Annotated in this window: 19 protein-coding genes; 1 reads left to right on the forward strand and 18 read right to left on the reverse strand. The window is 70.0% G+C overall.

Annotation, left to right across the window (positions count from 1 at the left end; translation table 11 throughout):
• Positions 1-120: 120 nt before the first annotated feature.
• The 16 genes from dprA to QQM39_RS11555 all read right to left on the reverse strand — a co-directional run bounded on the left by dprA (position 121) and on the right by QQM39_RS11555 (position 12,096).
• Entirely contained in the window at positions 121-1,281 is a 1,161-nt protein-coding gene (gene dprA / locus QQM39_RS11480) for a DNA-processing protein DprA (RefSeq protein WP_301996599.1), read from the reverse strand.
• Complete coding sequence (locus QQM39_RS11485) at positions 1,278-2,903, reverse strand: YifB family Mg chelatase-like AAA ATPase (RefSeq protein WP_301996600.1); 1,626 nt, start codon at positions 2,901-2,903, stop codon at positions 1,278-1,280. Before QQM39_RS11485 ends, dprA begins: the two co-directional genes overlap by 4 nt.
• Position 2,904: 1 nt before the next feature.
• A complete protein-coding gene (locus QQM39_RS11490) occupies positions 2,905-3,267 on the reverse strand; it encodes a YraN family protein (protein WP_301996601.1) in 363 nt (120 codons plus the stop codon).
• Between the two features lie 161 nt (positions 3,268-3,428).
• Positions 3,429-3,737, reverse strand: a complete 309-nt coding sequence (locus QQM39_RS11495; RefSeq protein ID WP_003965949.1) for a DUF2469 domain-containing protein — start codon at positions 3,735-3,737, stop codon at positions 3,429-3,431.
• A gap of 56 nt (positions 3,738-3,793) precedes the next feature.
• Positions 3,794-4,330, reverse strand: a complete 537-nt coding sequence (locus QQM39_RS11500; protein WP_301996602.1) for an NUDIX hydrolase — start codon at positions 4,328-4,330, stop codon at positions 3,794-3,796.
• A complete protein-coding gene (gene lepB, locus QQM39_RS11505) occupies positions 4,320-5,096 on the reverse strand; it encodes a signal peptidase I (RefSeq protein WP_301996603.1) in 777 nt (258 codons plus the stop codon). The genes QQM39_RS11500 and lepB (QQM39_RS11505) overlap by 11 nt, the downstream gene beginning before the upstream one ends.
• Positions 5,097-5,183: 87 nt before the next feature.
• Positions 5,184-6,155 carry a signal peptidase I gene (gene lepB / locus QQM39_RS11510; RefSeq protein WP_301996604.1) on the reverse strand — a complete coding sequence of 324 codons (972 nt, stop codon included), beginning with the start codon at positions 6,153-6,155 and terminating at the stop codon, positions 5,184-5,186.
• Positions 6,043-7,134: a signal peptidase I gene (gene lepB / locus QQM39_RS11515; RefSeq protein WP_301996605.1), complete on the reverse strand. Its 1,092-nt coding sequence runs from the start codon at positions 7,132-7,134 to the stop codon at positions 6,043-6,045. The genes lepB (QQM39_RS11510) and lepB (QQM39_RS11515) overlap by 113 nt, the downstream gene beginning before the upstream one ends.
• The gene (gene lepB / locus QQM39_RS11520) at positions 7,127-7,894 is read right to left on the reverse strand and encodes a signal peptidase I (RefSeq protein ID WP_301996606.1); all 768 of its coding nucleotides are present in this window, start codon (positions 7,892-7,894) and stop codon (positions 7,127-7,129) included. The genes lepB (QQM39_RS11515) and lepB (QQM39_RS11520) overlap by 8 nt, the downstream gene beginning before the upstream one ends.
• Positions 7,895-7,954: 60 nt before the next feature.
• Positions 7,955-8,305 (reverse strand): 50S ribosomal protein L19, encoded by a 351-nt coding sequence (gene rplS, locus QQM39_RS11525; protein WP_190098062.1) that lies wholly within the window; start codon positions 8,303-8,305, stop codon positions 7,955-7,957.
• A gap of 134 nt (positions 8,306-8,439) precedes the next feature.
• The gene (gene trmD, locus QQM39_RS11530) at positions 8,440-9,273 is read right to left on the reverse strand and encodes a tRNA (guanosine(37)-N1)-methyltransferase TrmD (protein ID WP_301996607.1); all 834 of its coding nucleotides are present in this window, start codon (positions 9,271-9,273) and stop codon (positions 8,440-8,442) included.
• Positions 9,270-9,815 carry a ribosome maturation factor RimM gene (rimM, locus tag QQM39_RS11535; RefSeq protein ID WP_301996608.1) on the reverse strand — a complete coding sequence of 182 codons (546 nt, stop codon included), beginning with the start codon at positions 9,813-9,815 and terminating at the stop codon, positions 9,270-9,272. Before rimM ends, trmD begins: the two co-directional genes overlap by 4 nt.
• Before the next feature lie 108 nt (positions 9,816-9,923).
• On the reverse strand, positions 9,924-10,163 hold the full coding sequence (locus QQM39_RS11540) for an RNA-binding protein (RefSeq protein ID WP_003973401.1): 240 nt from the start codon (positions 10,161-10,163) through the stop codon (positions 9,924-9,926).
• Between the two features lie 2 nt (positions 10,164-10,165).
• A complete protein-coding gene (rpsP, locus tag QQM39_RS11545; protein ID WP_030048919.1) occupies positions 10,166-10,585 on the reverse strand; it encodes a 30S ribosomal protein S16 in 420 nt (139 codons plus the stop codon).
• A gap of 377 nt (positions 10,586-10,962) precedes the next feature.
• A complete protein-coding gene (locus tag QQM39_RS11550; protein ID WP_301996609.1) occupies positions 10,963-11,559 on the reverse strand; it encodes a hypothetical protein in 597 nt (198 codons plus the stop codon).
• A 261-nt stretch (positions 11,560-11,820) separates the two neighbouring features.
• On the reverse strand, positions 11,821-12,096 hold the full coding sequence (locus QQM39_RS11555; protein ID WP_302003953.1) for a hypothetical protein: 276 nt from the start codon (positions 12,094-12,096) through the stop codon (positions 11,821-11,823).
• A gap of 199 nt (positions 12,097-12,295) precedes the next feature.
• Between QQM39_RS11555 and QQM39_RS11560 the strand changes: the two genes are divergently transcribed.
• Positions 12,296-13,174 (forward strand): class I SAM-dependent methyltransferase, encoded by an 879-nt coding sequence (locus tag QQM39_RS11560; protein WP_301996610.1) that lies wholly within the window; start codon positions 12,296-12,298, stop codon positions 13,172-13,174.
• 27 nt (positions 13,175-13,201) lie between these two features.
• Here QQM39_RS11560 and ftsH read toward each other — a convergent pair whose 3' ends face one another.
• Complete coding sequence (ftsH, locus tag QQM39_RS11565) at positions 13,202-15,139, reverse strand: ATP-dependent zinc metalloprotease FtsH (RefSeq protein ID WP_301996611.1); 1,938 nt, start codon at positions 15,137-15,139, stop codon at positions 13,202-13,204.
• 156 nt (positions 15,140-15,295) lie between these two features.
• Entirely contained in the window at positions 15,296-16,849 is a 1,554-nt protein-coding gene (gene ffh, locus QQM39_RS11570; protein WP_301996612.1) for a signal recognition particle protein, read from the reverse strand.
• Between the last annotated feature and the right edge of the window lie 2 nt (positions 16,850-16,851).

Raw genomic sequence — 16,851 nt, forward strand, 5'->3', positions numbered from 1 at the left:
ATACGTTCCGCTGGACGCCCCGCCAGGTCATATCGTTCGCTCTACGTGATCACCCGAACACCCCAACTGGGGGAATTCTCAAGGGCATCCGTGTTCCCCCGTACGGCCGAACACGCTCGGTCAACAGCGACTCCGACCGGCGCGAACAGAGATCATCGCCTGGCGTGTCAACTTCCAGCCGTCGCCGTGTCGTTCGACGTAACCAAGTGAGCGGAGTTCGTACAGTCTCGCGATCGCGTCGTCCTCGGTGGTCTGCGCACCGCGTGCGACCTCGTCCGCCCGCGCAGCGCGAGCGCCGGGGAGCGCGGCCAGGACTCTGCGCGCCCCCGGCTCCAGCAGATCGCGCGGCAGGACGGGCCCACGCCGCTCGGGCGCCAGCTCTCCCATGTCGCCCACGAGCTCGACGACCTCGGCGGCATCGGTGACCAGCACGGCGTCCCCGCGCAGGAGCTCGTGCACGCCCGCGGAGAGCCCGCTGGTGGCCGGGCCGGGCACACCCATCGTGTGACGCCCCAGCCGCTGTGCCGCCCGGGCGGTGACCAGCGACCCGCTGCGGTGTGCGGCCTCCACGACGACCGTGCCCCGTGTCAGCGCCGCGATCACCCGGTTCCGCACGATGAACCTGCTGGGCGTCGGATGGTCCCCCGGCGGCAGCTCCCCGACGACGAGCCCCTGTTCCGCGATCCTGTTGATCAGCTGCGTGTGCCCGCGTGGATAGGGCCGGTCAACTCCGCAGGCGAGCACGGCGACGGTGGCCCCGCCGGCGCCGAGGGCGCCCCGGTGAGCGGCGCCGTCGACCCCATAGGCACCTCCGGACACGACCACCCACCCCCGCTCGGCAAGCCCGCCGGCGAGGGTGGCCGCCATGTGCGCGCCGTACTCGGTACAGGCCCGCGCCCCGACGAGGGCCACGGACCGCAACGCCCACATCCGCAGACTGGCCCGCCCCCGCACCCACAGCCCGATGGGCCGCGCGTCGCCGAGATCATCGAGTTGCCCCGGCCACTCGACTTCTCCCGGACACAGGAACCGCACTCCGGCTTCCCGGGCGACGGCAAGGTCCCGGCCGGGGTCGGCCCGCACCGCCCGGGCCCGTAACCCGTCCCACCGCTTGTAACTCACCCCCGGCAAGGCCTCCGCCCCCTCCCGCAGCCGCCGCACCACTTCCCCGACGCCGTACTCCCGCACCCACCGCCCGGCCACCTCGTCACCGGGCTCGACGACCCGACTGAGAAACACCCGGCCGAGCAGTTCGTCGTCCGGCTCCTCGCTTCCGTTCACGTCAGTGCCCCGATGGCCATGGGCACGCCCCGCGGCACACCGGTGCGCAGTTGCAGTGCCAGGGCGACGTCCGTCGCGTCGGGCCGGTCGTGACCGACGAGGTCGGCGACGGTCCAGGCGACGCGCAGGACGCGGTCGAGCCCGCGAGCGGTCAGTACGCCGCGCTCCAGGTTCCGTTCCGCCTCGTCCATGGCACCGATCGAGGCGTACCAACGGCTGCGCAGCTCACGTCCGGGGACCTCGCTGTTGGTCCGCCACGGCGTACCGGAGAGCCGGGCCGAGGTCCGCTCACGCGCCGCGCGTACCCGGTCGGCGACCGTGGCGGTGGATTCACCCCGAGCCCCGCGCTCGGTCAGCTGGGCGCGGGTGACACGGTCCACCTCGACCCGGAGGTCGACCCGGTCGAGCAGCGGCCCGGACAGCCGCGCCTGATACCGACGGATCACCGAGGGCGGGCACTCGCACATGTCGTCCGTCTGGGAGAAGCGGCCACAGGGGCAGGGGTTGGCCGCCAGCACCATCAGGAACTTCGCCGGGAAGCGCACCACGCCCGCGCTGCGCGCGATGACGACGTGCCCGGCTTCCAGGGGCTGCCGCAGGGCGTCGAGGGCCTGACTGCTGAACTCCGGCGTCTCGTCCAGGAACAGGACACCCCGGTGGGACAGCGACACCGCGCCGGGCCGCGCGATGCCCTGGCCCCCGCCGACGAGCGCCTGCATCGTCGCCGAATGATGCGGGGCGCAGTAGGGGGCCACGTCGATCATGGGCTTGCCCGGCGGCAGCAGGCCCGCCACCGAGTGCACGGCCGTGACTTCCAGCGACTCCTCCCTGCCGAGCCGGGGCAGGATGGCCGGCAGCCGCTCCGCGAGCATCGTCTTGCCGGCGCCGGGTGGCCCCTCCAGGAACAGGTGATGCCCGCCCGCCGCGGCGACCTCCACGGCCGTACGCGCCGACATCTGGCCCACCACATCGGCGAGGTCGTGCCCATGGTCGGCCTGGTCGGCTCCCATGCTGTGGATGCCCGTGGCCGCGCCCGTCCCCGGCACGCGCAGTCCCGCGAGCAGCGGATCCGGTCGGCCCAGGTCGTCGGGTTCCTCGTCGGGTACGGGTTCGTCCGCGAGGACGGCGATCAGCTGGCGCAGGCTGCGCACTCCCAGCACGGAGACACCCGGCACCAGCGAGGCCTCGGCCGCGGCGCACTCCGGGACGACCACCTGCTCATAGCCGGCGTCCGCCGCGGCCAGCACCGCGGGCAGGATGCCCCGCACGGGCCGCACACGTCCGTCCAGGCCCAGCTCACCGATCATCACGATGTCGGCGAGAACCCGCGGATCGATCCGCTCGGAGGCACCGAGGACGGCGCACGCGACGGCCAGATCGAAACCGCTGCCCGCCTTGGGCACCGATGCCGGGCTGAGCCCGACGGTGAGCTTCTTCTGCGGCCACTCGCCGCCCGAGTTCACGACGGCCGCCCGAACCCGGTCCCGGCTCTCCGAGAGACTCTTGTCCGGCAGCCCCACCAAGGTGAACGCCGCCACCCCCGGTTCCAGGTCCGCCTGAACCTCGACCACCACACCCTCGACGCCCACGAGGGCCACCGAGCAGGTTCGCGCGAATCCCATGTCAGGCCACCCCCCGCGCGTGCTCGACGACGGGCGCGCCGCGGTCGGGCAGAACGATGCCGACCAGGTCGATACGGACGCCTCCGGGTGGAGCCCCTCCGTGAGCGTGGATCCAGCGTTCGGCGAGGCCTCGCAGACGCTGTGCCTTCTCGGGTGTGACCGCGGCCATCGGATGCTCGTAGCCGCTGGTCCTGCGGGTCTTCACCTCACAGACGACCACCACGTCGCCGTCCCTGGCGACAATGTCGATCTCTCCGGTCCTGCCACAGCGCCAGTTGCGCTCCAGAACCGTCATCCCGGCCTCGACCAGCCGCCGCGCGGCCAGGTCCTCGCCGTACCTGCCGAGTGCACTGCGTGCGTTCATGTCGGCACCACCTCCGGCGCCAACGATGAGACAGGCTCAGCGAGCTATGGGATCTTGGTGGACAAGTCCGCGACTGTGGATAACTTGCTCACCCCTGCGGGTGAACACCACCGAAAGTCACCGCACCGACCGCCACGGAACGCCACCGAACGTCACGCACCTCACCCACCCGGAAGCTCAAGATCGCTCTTGTTCAGCTCCTCGATGTTCACGTCCTTGAACGTGAGCACGCGGACCTGCTTCACGAACCGCGCCGGCCGGTACATGTCCCACACCCAGGCATCCGCCATGGACACCTCGAAGAACACCTCGCCCTGGACGGAGTGCACCTGCATCTCGTAGTCGTTCGTCAGATAGAAGCGCCGCTCGGTCTCGATCACATACTTGAACAGACCGACGACATCGCGGTACTCCCGATAGAGCTTGAGCTCCATCTCGGTCTCGTACTTCTCGAGGTCCTCGGCGCTCATGGCATGTTCCCCTTCAGCCGTGCGATCCCACCATTGTGCGCCAGTCCCGTCAGCACCTAGACGATTTCGGGGTCAAGGGTCACGGGCCCGGCGGGGGGACCTTCGTCGACCAGTGTGCGCAGCAGCTCGGCGAGTCTGGTCGGATACACCGTCTCATGTGCCCGGGCAAGTTCCCGACACGTCCACCAGCGCGCTCCGGCGACGCTGCGTCGCTCCAGCTCGGTCAGCCCCACGGGTCGGGTCGCCGTCTGGCTCGTACGGGCCAGGTAGTACCACTCGTCCTGGTCCCAGCGGCGTCCCGCGAACGGGAAGGAGCACATCCGCCGCCACAGCACGGGACCGAGTTCGACGTCCGTCATGCCGGTCTCCTCGGCGAGTTCCCGCAACGCGGCTTCCGCACGGCTCTCCTCACCCTCGACGCCGCCGCCCGGGGTGAACCACCAGTCGTCGGCCGGATCCTCCGGCTCGTGGCCGTGCAGCAGCAGGATGCGGTCCCGAGGGTCGAGCAGCACGACCCGGGCGACCTTGCGCAGCCCGCCGTCGTAGGAGTCCCCGTACGGGCTCTCCCCCACACCCGGCGCCTCAGCGGGCACCGGCGGGCTCCGGCCGGGGCCTGGCGCGCTTGCCCAACCTGTTCGCGATCGGCCCGTACGCCCCGCCGCCCAGGACCAGCACGCCGCCCACGACGATCAGCGCGACGACCGTCCGCAGCGGCCCCGGCGACGACAGCGAGCCGAGTTGTTCGAAGCCCGTGGGGCGCTCCGGCATGCCGTTCATGGGCCATACGACGGCGTCCACCCGGGCCGAGACGGCACTGCGCGCGACGGTGCCGCTGGCGGCGTCCGTGAGGTGGGCGGTGGAGTCCAGGGAGCCGCTGCGCTCGTCACCGAGCAGGAAGAGCCTGCCCTTCGGGACCGTCACGGTCGGGAAGTTCTGGATCTCGGCCAGGCTGTCCTTGGCCAGATAGGGTTCGTCGATCTGCTTGCCGTTGACGGTCAGCTTGCCGTCGGTGCAGCAGGCGACCGTGTCCCCGCCGACGGCGACCACACGCTTGACGACGGGCGCGTTGGACACCCACGTCTTGTCGGTGAAGACGACGACGTCACCGCGGCGTACCTCACCGCCGTCGACGCGCTGGGCCAGCACCCGGTCGCCCGCGCCGATCGTCGGCGCCATCGAACTGGTGGGCACGGTGTACGGCCGGTAGAGGACCGCTCCCCAGGCGAACCCGCCGAGGAACAGCAACAGGCCCAGCGCCACGGCCAGCCCGGACAACCGCTGTCCGGTCCGGCCGCCCGCCGGGCCACTGCTCGCGCCACTCTCGCGCGGCGCCGTACGTGTCGTGCTCTCGCCACCCATGGGTCCGCACCCTACCCGGCGGTACCGACACCGGGCAGCCCTCCTGAGCGCCCGAGGTCACACGCTCGGCAAAGCTTTCCCAAGCGGTCAGCGCGTCTCGGCCGCCTTGATCCGCTGCCGGCGCCACAGCACCAGCGGCACCGCACCGGCCAGGGCGAGCCCCTGCGGCGCGACCGTCAGAGCGGCGGACCGGGCGTCCAGGTTCTGCTCGAAAGTGTCCGGGACCGGCAGGTTGTCCCAGCGGGTGATCGGCCAGGCGATCACGATGGCGCGGCCGACGACCTCGTCGACGGGGACCATGCCGTGGTTCTTGTCGGACTGGTTGTAGCGCGAGTCGCGGGAGTTCTGCCGGTGGTCGCCCATGACCCAGATGGAGCCCTTGGGGACCTTCACCTTGAACTGGCCGCCCTGGTCGTCCTGGCTGCACGGGGTGTTGCCGGGGTAGACATAGGACGTCTCGCTCAGCGCCTTGCCGTTGACCTTCAGCGGGCCGGTGCCTTCGCACTCGATCGTGTCGCCGCCGACGCCGACGACGCGCTTGATGAGGTCCTTCTCCTCCGCGGACGGCATCAGGCCGATCCAGCTGAGGAAGGTCTGCAGCGCGTTGGGGTCGAGGGTGGGCTCGCCCGCCAGCCAGTTGTCGGGGTCGTGGAAGACGACGACCTCGCCGCGCTCGGGCTCGGAGCCGAACCAGGGGGTGAGCTTGTCGACCAGGACGCGGTCACCCTGCTGGAGGGTGTTCTGCATCGAATCGGAGGGGATCGAGAACGCCTGCACCAGGAACGTCTTGATCAGCAGCGCGAGGACGAGCGCGATGCCGATCAGGATGGGCAGCTCCTTCCAGAAGGAGCGCTGCTTCTTCGACTTGGGGGAAGCCCCGCCCGACCCCTGCTCGTCGGTCGGGGGCTGTCCGCCCGACCCTTCGCCGTCGCCGGCCGCTCCGGGGTCATTCCCGGAGGTCACAGCGCCGTCCGCGGCCGGGTCGGCTGCTCCCACGGGGTGTCCGCGGTGCTCCTCGCCGTCGTGCCCGGATCGTGCGCCAACCGCCACATCCCCCACGCCAACTCCTTACTCTGTGCCGCCGCCTGCCCCATGCGCGGCGCAGGCCCACCACTCCCATAACGAGCGGGAGTTCCGCAGGGCTCGGGAGCTGGATCGTTCCGTTCGAATCGTCGTAAGCAACCCTATGCGACAGCTGGACGGACGCGGTCGACCCGGTCGCCGAGTCGGACACGGAAGCGTAGGTTTTCGGTTCTTCCAGGGAGGTCCAGTGACCGAGGGGCCAGGCGATGACCATGGCTCGCCCCACCACCTCGCCCTCGGAGACCGTGCCGCCGTAGTTCCTGTCCTGGTGCGAGCGGGAGTCCGCGGAGTTGGCCCGGTGGTCGCCCATCACCCACAGCCGGCCCTGCGGGACGGTGATGTCGAACTCCGTCTTCGAGGGGACGTTGCCGGGATACAGATAGTCCTCGTTCAGGGGAACGCCGTTGACGGTGACCCGCCCTTGCGTGTCACAGCACGTGACGCGGTCGCCGCCGACGCCGACGACGCGCTTGATGAGGTCCTTCTCGTTGTCGGACGGCAGCAGACCGATGAAGGTGAGCGCCTCCTTGACCTGCTTGACGACGACGGGGTCCTCCGTCTGCACCGTCGTCTGCTCGTCCTGGAGCCAGCCGCCGGGGTCCTTGAAGACGACGACGTCCCCGCGCTGCGGCTTGGAGCCGAACCAGGGCGTGAGCTTGTCGACCAGGACACGGTCGCCGATCTGGATCGTCTGCTCCATGGAGCCGGAGGGGATCACGAAGGCCTGGACGAGGAAGGTCTTCAGGACGAGCGCTATGAGGACGGCAACGCCGACGAGGAGGGGTATCTCCTTCATCGCGGAGCGCCTGCGGCGCCGCTTGACCTTGCGCTGGAGCTTGCGCCGCTCCGCACGCGTGCGACCGCCGGCGGGGCTGGCGGCGCGCCGGGCACCGGTGGGCAGCAGATTGTCGGCGGCGCTGGTGGGCGCTCCACGCGGCTTGCCACGGTTACCCATGCGCGCCCGCCCCATTCGAGGCCTCCGCCTCCGGGGCGCTCCAGCCGGGGTCGGCTTCGGCAGCTGCGGGCACGCGCGCGTAGGCGTCCGGTCGGTGCAGGTGGGTCCAATGGGCGGTCGGCCATACGATCCAGTCGGCACGGCCGATGACGTCGCCGACCGGGACCATGCCGCCGCCGGGCGAGCCCAGATGGTCGCGGGAGTCGCTGGATTCGCTGCGGTGGTCGCCAAGGACGAACAGGGTGCCGTCGGGCACGACGACGTCGAACGGCACCGTGGACGGGCTGTCGCCGGGGTACAGGAATGTCGACTCGTCGACCGACCGGCCGTTCACCCGGACCCTCCCCTCCCTGTCGCAGCAGACCACGTGGTCTCCCCCCACACCCACAACGCGTTTGATGTAGTCGGCATCCCCGAAATACCCAGTTCCATCGAACACGACAACATCACCGCGCCGCGGCTCGGCACCGAAACGGTACGCCAACTTATTTACGAGAACGCGGTCGCCGATCCTCAAGCCGGACTCCATGGATCCGCTGGGAATCTCGAACGGCCGCAGCACGAACGTGTTGAGCACCAGCAGAAACACCAGGAAAACCAGCAGGGTCAGGCTGATCCGCCCACCCGGGAGCCACTGGGTGATCCGCGACACCAACGCGAAGCGCGACCGTCCCTCCTGACCCTCTGTGTCCGAGATCTCCTCGGAATCGGAAGGGCGGGAGGAGCGGTCGCGCTCCGTCGGCTGTGCTTCGGTGTCCATCGGGGCCAGATGTTATCCGGCCCCGCTTTGGACCCCGCGGGGGCGAGCCCCCTGAAGCGCTCAGTTCTCGCGCTTCTCCTTGATCTTCGCCGCCTTGCCGCGCAGCTCGCGCAGGTAGTACAGCTTGGCGCGACGCACGTCACCCTTGGTGACCAGCTCGATCTTCTCGACGATCGGGGTGTGCACCGGGAAGGTGCGCTCGACGCCGACGGAGAAGGAGACCTTGCGGACCGTGAAGGTCTCGCGCACGCCGGCGCCCTGGCGGCGGATCACAACGCCCTTGAACTGCTGCACACGGGAGCGGTTGCCCTCGATGACGCGGACGTGGACGTTGACGGTGTCGCCCGGGCGGAACGCCGGGACGTCGCTGCGCAGCGACGCGGAGTCGACGGAGTCGAGCAGGTGAGACATTTCGTCTGCTTTCTTCGCCCATGCCACAGGTCATAGGCGGGAGCTAGGTGTTTCGTGAGGATGCTGTCCGTGTCGGGGCGGGCGTCGTGTCCCCCTGTGGCAGGGGCGCACGCCGGACGACGCACAACAGCGAGCTATTCTTCCACGCCGTCTGTCCTGCGCCAAAATCGACCGAACCGCTCGCCCTCCGGGTCGGGCATCCAGCCCAGGATGGAGAGCATCTCGCGGTCCTTCTTGTCGAAGGCCTTGGGGTCGCAGCGCTCTATCAGGTCCGGCCGGTTGACCGTCGTACGCCTGAGCGCCTCGTCGCGGCGCCAGCGGGCGATCTTGCCGTGGTGGCCGCTGAGCAGCACCTCGGGGATGTCACGGCCGCGCCACTCGGGTGGCTTGGTGTAGACGGGTCCCTCCAGGAGGTTGGCCATGGCGCCGGGCGCGAAGGAGTCGTCCCGGTGGGACTCCGCGTTCCCCAGGACGCCGGGCAGCAGGCGGGCCACGGCCTCCGTGATGACGAGTACGGCTGCCTCGCCGCCGGCGAGGACGTAGTCGCCGATGGACACCTCATGGACGGGCATCCGGGTCGCGTACTCGTCGATGACGCGGCGGTCGATGCCCTCGTAGCGAGCCGGCGTGAAGATCAGCCAGGGCCGCTCGGACAGCTCGACGGCGAGTTCCTGGGTGAAGGGGCGGCCACTGGGGGTGGGGACGATCAGGGTGGGCGCGCCGGAGCCGGTCTCGTAGCCGTCGGCCAGCACGGAGTCCAGCGCGTCCCCCCAGGGCTCGGTCTTCATGACCATGCCGGGGCCACCGCCGTACGGCGTGTCGTCGACCGTGTTGTGGCGGTCGTACGTCCAGGTGCGGAGGTCGTGCACATGGACGTTCAGCTGTCCACGCGCGCGTGCCTTGCCGACCAGGGAGACGTTCAGGGGCTCCAGGTACTCGGGGAAGATCGTGACGACGTCGAGCCTCATGCGCTGTCGTCCCGGGTGGAGTCGATCTCCGCCTGGTCGTCGATCAGGCCCGGCGGTGGCGTGATGACGGCCCTCTGCTCCTCCAGGTCGATCTCGGTGACGATCTCCTCGACGAACGGGATCATGACCTCGCTGCCGTCGGGACGCTCCACGATGAACAGGTCCTGCGAGGGCAGGTGCGAGATCTCGGTGATACGGCCGACCTCCACGCCATCAGCGGTGACCACGTCCAGGTCCATCAGCTGGTGGTCGTAGTACTCGTCCTCATCCTCGGGCAGCTCGTCCGGGTCGACCTCGGCGATCAGGAGGGTGTTGCGCAGCGCCTCGGCGGCGGTGCGGTCCTTGACCCCTTCGAAGCGCAGCAGCAGCCGGCTGCTGTGCACCCTGCCGGTCTCGATGGTGAGCGGGCCTACCGAGGCGGGATCGGTGAGGAGTACCGCGCCGGGCGCGAGCCGCAGTTCCGGCTCGTCGGTGCGGACCTCCACGGTGACCTCGCCCTTGATGCCGTGAGCGCGGCCGATCCGTGCGACTACGAGCTGCACTTTCGAAGATCTCCTGTCGGAACGACTACGAGCCGCGAGGCTCATACGACTACGGGCCGGGGACGGCCCAGTGGCCCTCCCCGGCCCGAGCCGGTGCTGCGTTCGGCGTCAGCGGACGTGGTCCACGTCGACGAGGTCGACGCGGACACCGCGGCCGCCGATGGCACCCACGACGGTGCGCAGAGCGCGTGCGGTGCGGCCGTTGCGGCCGATCACCTTGCCGAGGTCGTCGGGGTGCACCCGGACCTCCAGCACACGCCCGCGACGCAGGTTGCGCGAGGCGACCTGCACATCGTCAGGGTTGTCGACGATGCCCTTCACGAGGTGCTCGAGAGCCTCCTCGAGCATGCTCAGGCCTCGGCCGACTCGGACTCGGCGGCAGCCTCGTCCTTCTTCTCCGCCTTCTTCTTCTGGGTGATCGCCTCACCCTTGCCCTCGTCGTCGCCACCAAGGGCCTCGAACGACGGGCGCGCCTTCTTCGGCTCGGCCACGAGCAGCGGAGCCGGGGCGGGCTCGCCCTTGAACTTCTGCCAGTCGCCGGTCTTCTTCAGGATGGCGAGCACGGGCTCGGTCGGCTGCGCGCCGACACCCAGCCAGTACGCGACACGGTCCGCGTCGACCTCGATGACCGACGGGTTGTACGTCGGGTGGTACTTGCCGATCTCCTCGATCGCACGACCGTCACGACGGGTACGGGAGTCGGCGACGACGATGCGGTAGTGAGGCGAACGGATCTTGCCCAGACGCTTCAGCTTGATCTTGACTGCCACGGGAGTGGGTTCTCCTGGATTTGACGTGGTTGGGCACGGCGAGAATGCCGCGTGGGGTTGCGGTACCCGAGTGCCCGATGGACGCGTCAGCCGGAGGCGAGAGGGTTCCTGTGCGGCTGTCGAGTACAGCTAGCCATTGTGCCACACCCTGCGGGTCCCTTCCGGCCGAGGGGGGGCGGCCGTGTGCTCGGGCACGCCTGAGAGGCACCCGGCGTGAAGGTGCCGTTGAGGTCGGTCGCGCAATCCGGCGCCGACGGGGGTGCCGCGGGCCCACTACAACGGCACCCCCACGCCACGCGTGTCCGCGCGCCGTACGTCCCGACGCACCATGCCTTCCGACCGGCAGCCACGAGATGCCGGTGCTCGGCAGGGCGCCGTCACGCCGCGCCGGCCACCTCCGGGATCCGGAACGGCTTCCCGCACCCGCCGCAGACGATCGGCGCCTGCGCCAGCACCGACGGAACGACCCGGACGTTGCGGCCGCAGTCGCAGACCGCCTTGACGCGGACGCCGCCCCCGGAGGAGCCGTGGCGGGCCGCCGGGCCGCGGAAGGTCCGGCTGGTGTCGGCGGAGGTCGCCGCGGTGTGGGCCTTCAGGGCGCGCTGGAGGCGTTCGATGGTCGGGCGGTAGCGGCGCTTGGCCTCGGGGTTGAGCGTGACCAGGGAGAAGCCGCTGCTCGGGTGCGGCTCCTCGGGGTGGTCCAGGCCCAACTCCTCGGCGATGGAGAGGAATCTGCGGTTGTGGTAACGGCCGGCCCGGGAGGTGTCGCGGACGCCGCGCGCGGCGGCGATGCCATGGACTGCCTCGTGAAGCAGTCGCTCGAAGGAGAGCTCGTGACCGCACGCGGACGACGACTCCCCAATCAGGGACTCTGGCGCGGCAAGATCCGGCAGCTCGGGGTGGTACCGCTGAATGTCGGCCCACGCCTGTGCCAGTTCTGCGGCGAGAACAGGTGGTGTCTGTGTCGTGCTCACGTAATGACAACGAGCCGGAGTGCCGCTGTGTTCCGATTCCGGGGCATCCCAAATAATTTGCACGTACCCGTCAGTTGCGAATGATGCGCCCTGACGAGGGCGGGTGCGCCGATCTGCGGAGAAGCCTCACAGCTCGTCACAAGCTGGTGCGTAGTCTGACGTACGCGCCGGCGCGTACGCCCCGTCCACGCGCCGGTGCGGCTGTGGTTCACGGATGCGCAAGAGGCGATTCGGCCGCTGTCGTTCCACACGGGCGTCATATCAGTAAGCGCGCGCCACGACCGCGACGTTACCGGGCCCGTCGTCGGCGTCCGGCACCGCCCCGCCCTCGGCGACCAGACACCGTACGGTCACCGCGCGCTCGGCCGGCCTGGCCTCGCCTTCTTCGCCGAGCAGCAGCGGCGCCCGGTCCTCTTCGAAGATCGCGGGGAGCCCGCCCCCAGCGCGCGTGTCGGCCGGCTCGGCCCTGTTGATCAGCTCCTGGTACCCGCGCGGGAATTCCTCCGCCCGCGGCGTCGGAACGGGTGCCTCGACCACGGCGAGATCGCATGGGCCCACATTGCCGGAATGTGAATTCTCGCCACGGACACAGGGAAGCCACAAGCAGGGCTCCGCGACCTCTGGACGCGGCGACGGGCGCGGAGTTTCCTGGCATACGGGGGGGAGCGCGAGCGCATGCCACGGGGGCGACGGAATCGGACGCAGCGGTAACTCTCGGCGGATTGGGGCGCTTTACATGACACCTACGCTCGTGCGACAGCACCTGCCTCACGCGGGGTCGGCACCTCGCGTGGACCTGTGTGCACGCGCGCGTGACTGGTCCGAGATCCAGGAGCGGATGCTGGTTCCGCTCTACGAAGCCGTCTACGAACGACTGGAAGCGGGCCCCGGCACCCGGCTGCTGGGCCTCGGCTGCGGCAGCGGGCTCGCCCTGGTGATGGCGGCGTCCAGAGGCGCGGCCGTCACCGGTGTCGAGTCCTCCTCCTCCGAACGACTGGCACTCGCACGGCAGCGGTTGCTGCCCGAGGCGTGGGGCACGCGCGCGCGTGCCGACACCCGGCTGGTCGACGGCTCGCCCGACGACCTGGCAGCGGCGGCCGACGCCGGGACGCGCGCGGAGACGGCCGCGTACACGCTGGTGACCGCCTTCGAGCCCATCGGGTGCCTCGCGGGCGACGCGGAGGGGCTCGGTGAGATGCTCGCGGCCGCGACGCCGCTCGCCGAGCGGGGGGCACCGGTGGTGCTCGCCGGCTGGGGTCCGCCGGAGCGCTGTGCCACGTCGTCCGTGCTGCGCGTCGCCACCAAGTTGGCCGACCCCTTGCGCAGTACGGGCAGTTGGCGCCCCGCCCTGCGCGACGACCTGGAGGAGGTCGCCCAGCGCGCGGGCCTCAAGCCCGACGGTTCCGGGCGGGTGGCCTGCCCCTTCGGGTACGCGGACGTCGACAGTGCCGTACGCGGGCTGCTGTCGACCGGGCTGTTCGACTCGGCCATCGCGGCGACCGATCAGGTGCAGGTGGACAAGGAGTTGACGGAAGCGCTGCATCCGTATCTGCGGCCGGACGGGACGGTGTGGATGCCGAATGTCTTCCGGTACCTGATCGCGCGCGTGCCATGAAAGCGCATACGGGACTGAGCGGGCCCGCTACGCGTCCGCCTCCTTGGTCAGCCGGGTGATGCCCGCGATCCGGTAGGCGTCCGCCTCCTCCAGCGTCTCGTTCTCCAGCAGGGCCTCCGCCAGCGCCTCCAACTGCCTGTAGTGGTCGCGGAGTTTGCGGCAGGCCTCCTCGTAGCACTCGTCCACGATCCGGCGCATCTCCGCGTCGATCACGTCGAGGGTCTGCGGGGCGGCCGCGAGGCCGTACGCCTGCTGGGTGTCGCTCGGCAGGGCGGACAGCCGGCCGACCCGTGCGCTCATGCCCCAGCGGGCGACCATGCCGCGCGCGATGTTGGTGACCTGTTCCAGGTCGTTCTCCGCACCCGTGGTGACGACCCCGTAGACCACCTGTTCGGCCGCCATGCCGCCCAGTGCGCCGATGATGCGGCCGCGCAGGTACTCCTCGGAGTGCGCGTACCGCTCCACCTCGGGCGTCGACATCGTCACCCCGAGCGCCCGGCCGCGCGGCACGATGGTGATCTTGCGGACCGGGTCGGCGCCCGGCTGCAGCATGCCGAGGAGGGCGTGCCCACTCTCGTGGTAGGCCGTGCGGCGGCGGTCCTCCTCGGGCATCACGAGGGTGCGCTCGGCGCCCAGTTGCACCTTCTCCAGGGCCTCGGAGAGGTCCGAGGCGGTCACCTGCTCCTGCTTCCGCTTGACCGCGAGCAGGGCCGCCTCGTTGGCGAGATTGGCCAGATCCGCACCTGTCATGCCGGGGGTGGTGCGGGCCAGCCGGGTCAGGTCCACGTCCTCGGCGAGCGGGATCTCGCGGGTGTGGATCCGCAGGATCGCCTCGCGCCCGCCGCGGTCCGGCGGGGAGACGTTGACCACCCGGTCGAAGCGGCCGGGCCGGGTCAGCGCCGGGTCCAGGATGTCGGCGCGGTTGGTCGCCGCGATGACGATCACGCCCTCCGAGCCGGAGAAGCCGTCCATCTCCGTGAGGATCTGGTTCAGCGTCTGCTCACGCTCGTCGTGGCCGCTCACCGACGCGCCGCCGCTGCGCACGCGTCCGATGGTGTCGATCTCGTCGATGAAGATGATCGACGGCGCGACCTTGCGTGCCTCGGCGAACAGCTCCCGGACGCGGGACGCGCCGACACCGACGATCATCTCGATGAACTCGGACGCGGACGCGGAGAAGAACGGCACGCCCGCCTCGCCCGCCACCGCACGCGCCAGCAGGGTCTTGCCGGTGCCGGGCGAGCCGGCGAGCAGCACGCCGCGCGGCAGCTTCGCGCCCATCCTGCGATAGGCGTCGGGGTGCTCCAGGAAGTCGACGACATCGTCCAGCTCGCCCTTGACCTCGTCGATGCCGGCCACGTCGGCGAACGTCGTGCGCTGGGTCCCCGGCCGCAGCTCGACCGGCTTGGGCGGCGCCTTGCGCCCGAACATGCCGCCCGCGCCGCCCCGGCCCGTGCCGAGCCGCCGGACAACGAAGATCCACACCGCGACGATGATCACGATCGGCGCCAGTGAGATCAGCAGGTTGGAGAGGAGACCGCGCTCCTTCACGACCGGCTGCGCGGTCACGGTGACGTCGCGGCTGCTCAGTTCCTGCCAGAGGTCGTCGTCCGCGAAGGCGGGGCGCTGCGTCTTGAACTTGGTGTAGTCGCCGTCGCCCTCGGGGTTGTCCCGGGCGTTCTTGAGCTCGCCCTGGATCGCGTCGCCCTTGGAGTAGATCTTGTCGACGTTGCCGGCATCGACCTGTCGGCTGAACTCCGTGTAGGAGATCGTCGGCTCATTGCCCCGGTCGAGGTACGTCAGTCCGGTATAGGCGAGCAGGAACACGATCACCGCGGTGAGGAGCAGGCTCCACCAGCGGCCGCGCATCCGTCGCCCACCGGGCCGCCCGGACGGCTCGTCCGGCGTGCCCTCGGTGCGCCACGGCTGGTCAGGGGCCTTGCGCGGCGGCGCGGCATTGCTCATATCTGGACGTTACGGCAGATACCCGGCCGTGGCATGCGCTGGGGGCGCCCCCCGTGGAGAGGGGCGCCCCCAGCGACGTACGCGACGAGACGGTCGCCCGAAACGAGACGAGCAGGCCGTACGGAGCGAGACGAGAAGGTCGTACGAGACGAACCGTCAGCCCATGAACTTCTTGAACTCGTCCGGCAGCTCGAAGTCCTGCGGAGCCTGCTGGCCCGGCACGCCGAAGGCGCCTCCGGCCTGAGCGGCGGCGGCCCTGCGTGCGGCCTCCTCCTGCTCCTGCTGCTTGCGCTTCATCGGGTTGCCGGAACGCTGCTTGCCCTTGGCCTTCTTCGGCTGCTTCTTCGTACGACCGGGACCGCCACCCATGCCCGGCATCCCCGGCATACCAGGCATGCCGCCGCCCTGAGCCATGCGGGACATCATCTTGCGGGCCTCGAAGAACCGCTCGACCAGGTTCTTGACCGCGCCGACCTCGACACCGGAACCGCGCGCGATACGGGCGCGCCGCGAGCCGTTGATGATCGTCGGCTCCTGGCGCTCGGCCGGGGTCATCGACTTGATGATCGCGGCCGTGCGGTCGACGTCCCGCTCGTCGAGGTTGTTGATCTGGTCCTTGATCTGGCCCATGCCGGGGAGCATGCCGAGCAGCTTGGAGATGGAGCCCATCTTCCTGACCTGCTCCATCTGGGCCAGGAAGTCGTCGAGGGTGAAGTCCTGGCCCTTCTTGGAGGCCAGCTTCTCGGCCATCTTCTGGGCTTCGGCCTGGTCGAAGGTCTTCTCCGCCTGCTCGATCAGGGTGAGCAGGTCACCCATGTCGAGGATGCGGGAGGCCATCCGGTCCGGGTGGAAGGCGTCGAAGTCGTCGAGCTTCTCGCCGTTCGACGCGAACATGATCGGCTTGCCGGTGATCTGCCGGATCGACAGGGCCGCACCACCGCGGGCGTCACCGTCGAGCTTGGAGAGCACCACGCCGTCGAAGCCGACGCCGTCGCGGAAGGCCTCGGCGGTGTTGACCGCGTCCTGACCGATCATGGCGTCGACGACGAACAGGATTTCGTCGGGGCTGACGGCGTCGCGGATGTCCGCGGCCTGCTGCATCATCTCCTGGTCGATACCCAGGCGGCCGGCGGTGTCGACGATGACAATGTCGTGGACCCTGGACTTCGCGAAGTCGATGGAGTCCTTGGCGACCTTGACCGGGTCACCGACGCCGTTGCCCGGCTCGGGCGCGTAGACCGCGACAGCGGCCCGCTCGGCGACGACGCTCAGCTGGTTGACGGCGTTCGGGCGCTGGAGGTCGGCGGCGACCAGCAGCGGCGAGTGGCCCTGCTCCTTCAGCCAGCGGCCGAGCTTGCCCGCGAGGGTGGTCTTACCGGCACCCTGCAGACCCGCGAGCATGATCACGGTCGGCGGCTGCTTGGCGAAGCGCAGGCGACGGGTCTCGCCGCCGAGGATCGTGACGAGCTCGTCGTTGACGATCTTCAGGACCTGCTGAGCCGGGTTCAGCGCCTTGGAGACGTCTACGCCGAGGGCGCGCTCCTTGACGTTCTTGATGAACGTCCGGACGACCGGCAACGCCACGTCCGCTTCGAGGAGCGCGATGCGGATCTCGCGTGCGGTGGCGTCGATGTCCGCCTCGGAGAGCCGTCCCTTGCCGCGCAGGTTCTTGAAAGTCGCTGAGAGGCGATCGGAGAGAGTATCGAACACGG

It is taken from the genome of Streptomyces sp. DT2A-34 (assembly GCF_030499515.1).
In the GTDB taxonomy this organism is placed as follows: Bacteria; Actinomycetota; Actinomycetes; order Streptomycetales; family Streptomycetaceae; genus Streptomyces.

Excerpts from the sequence above, each read along its gene's own strand:
- QQM39_RS11485 (WP_301996600.1), bottom strand. The coding sequence starts at position 2,903 with ATGGGATTCGCGCGAACCTGCTCGGTGGCCCTCGTGGGCGTCGAGGGT.
- QQM39_RS11490 (WP_301996601.1), bottom strand. The coding sequence starts at position 3,267 with ATGAACGCACGCAGTGCACTCGGCAGGTACGGCGAGGACCTGGCCGCG.
- QQM39_RS11495 (WP_003965949.1), bottom strand. The coding sequence starts at position 3,737 with ATGAGCGCCGAGGACCTCGAGAAGTACGAGACCGAGATGGAGCTCAAG.
- lepB (WP_301996603.1), bottom strand. The coding sequence starts at position 5,096 with ATGGGTGGCGAGAGCACGACACGTACGGCGCCGCGCGAGAGTGGCGCG.
- lepB (WP_301996605.1), bottom strand. The coding sequence starts at position 7,134 with ATGGGTAACCGTGGCAAGCCGCGTGGAGCGCCCACCAGCGCCGCCGAC.
- lepB (WP_301996606.1), bottom strand. The coding sequence starts at position 7,894 with ATGGACACCGAAGCACAGCCGACGGAGCGCGACCGCTCCTCCCGCCCT.
- rplS (WP_190098062.1), bottom strand. The coding sequence starts at position 8,305 with ATGTCTCACCTGCTCGACTCCGTCGACTCCGCGTCGCTGCGCAGCGAC.
- trmD (WP_301996607.1), bottom strand. The coding sequence starts at position 9,273 with ATGAGGCTCGACGTCGTCACGATCTTCCCCGAGTACCTGGAGCCCCTG.
- QQM39_RS11540 (WP_003973401.1), bottom strand. The coding sequence starts at position 10,163 with ATGCTCGAGGAGGCTCTCGAGCACCTCGTGAAGGGCATCGTCGACAAC.
- QQM39_RS11560 (WP_301996610.1), top strand. The coding sequence starts at position 12,296 with ATGACACCTACGCTCGTGCGACAGCACCTGCCTCACGCGGGGTCGGCA.
- ftsH (WP_301996611.1), bottom strand. The coding sequence starts at position 15,139 with ATGAGCAATGCCGCGCCGCCGCGCAAGGCCCCTGACCAGCCGTGGCGC.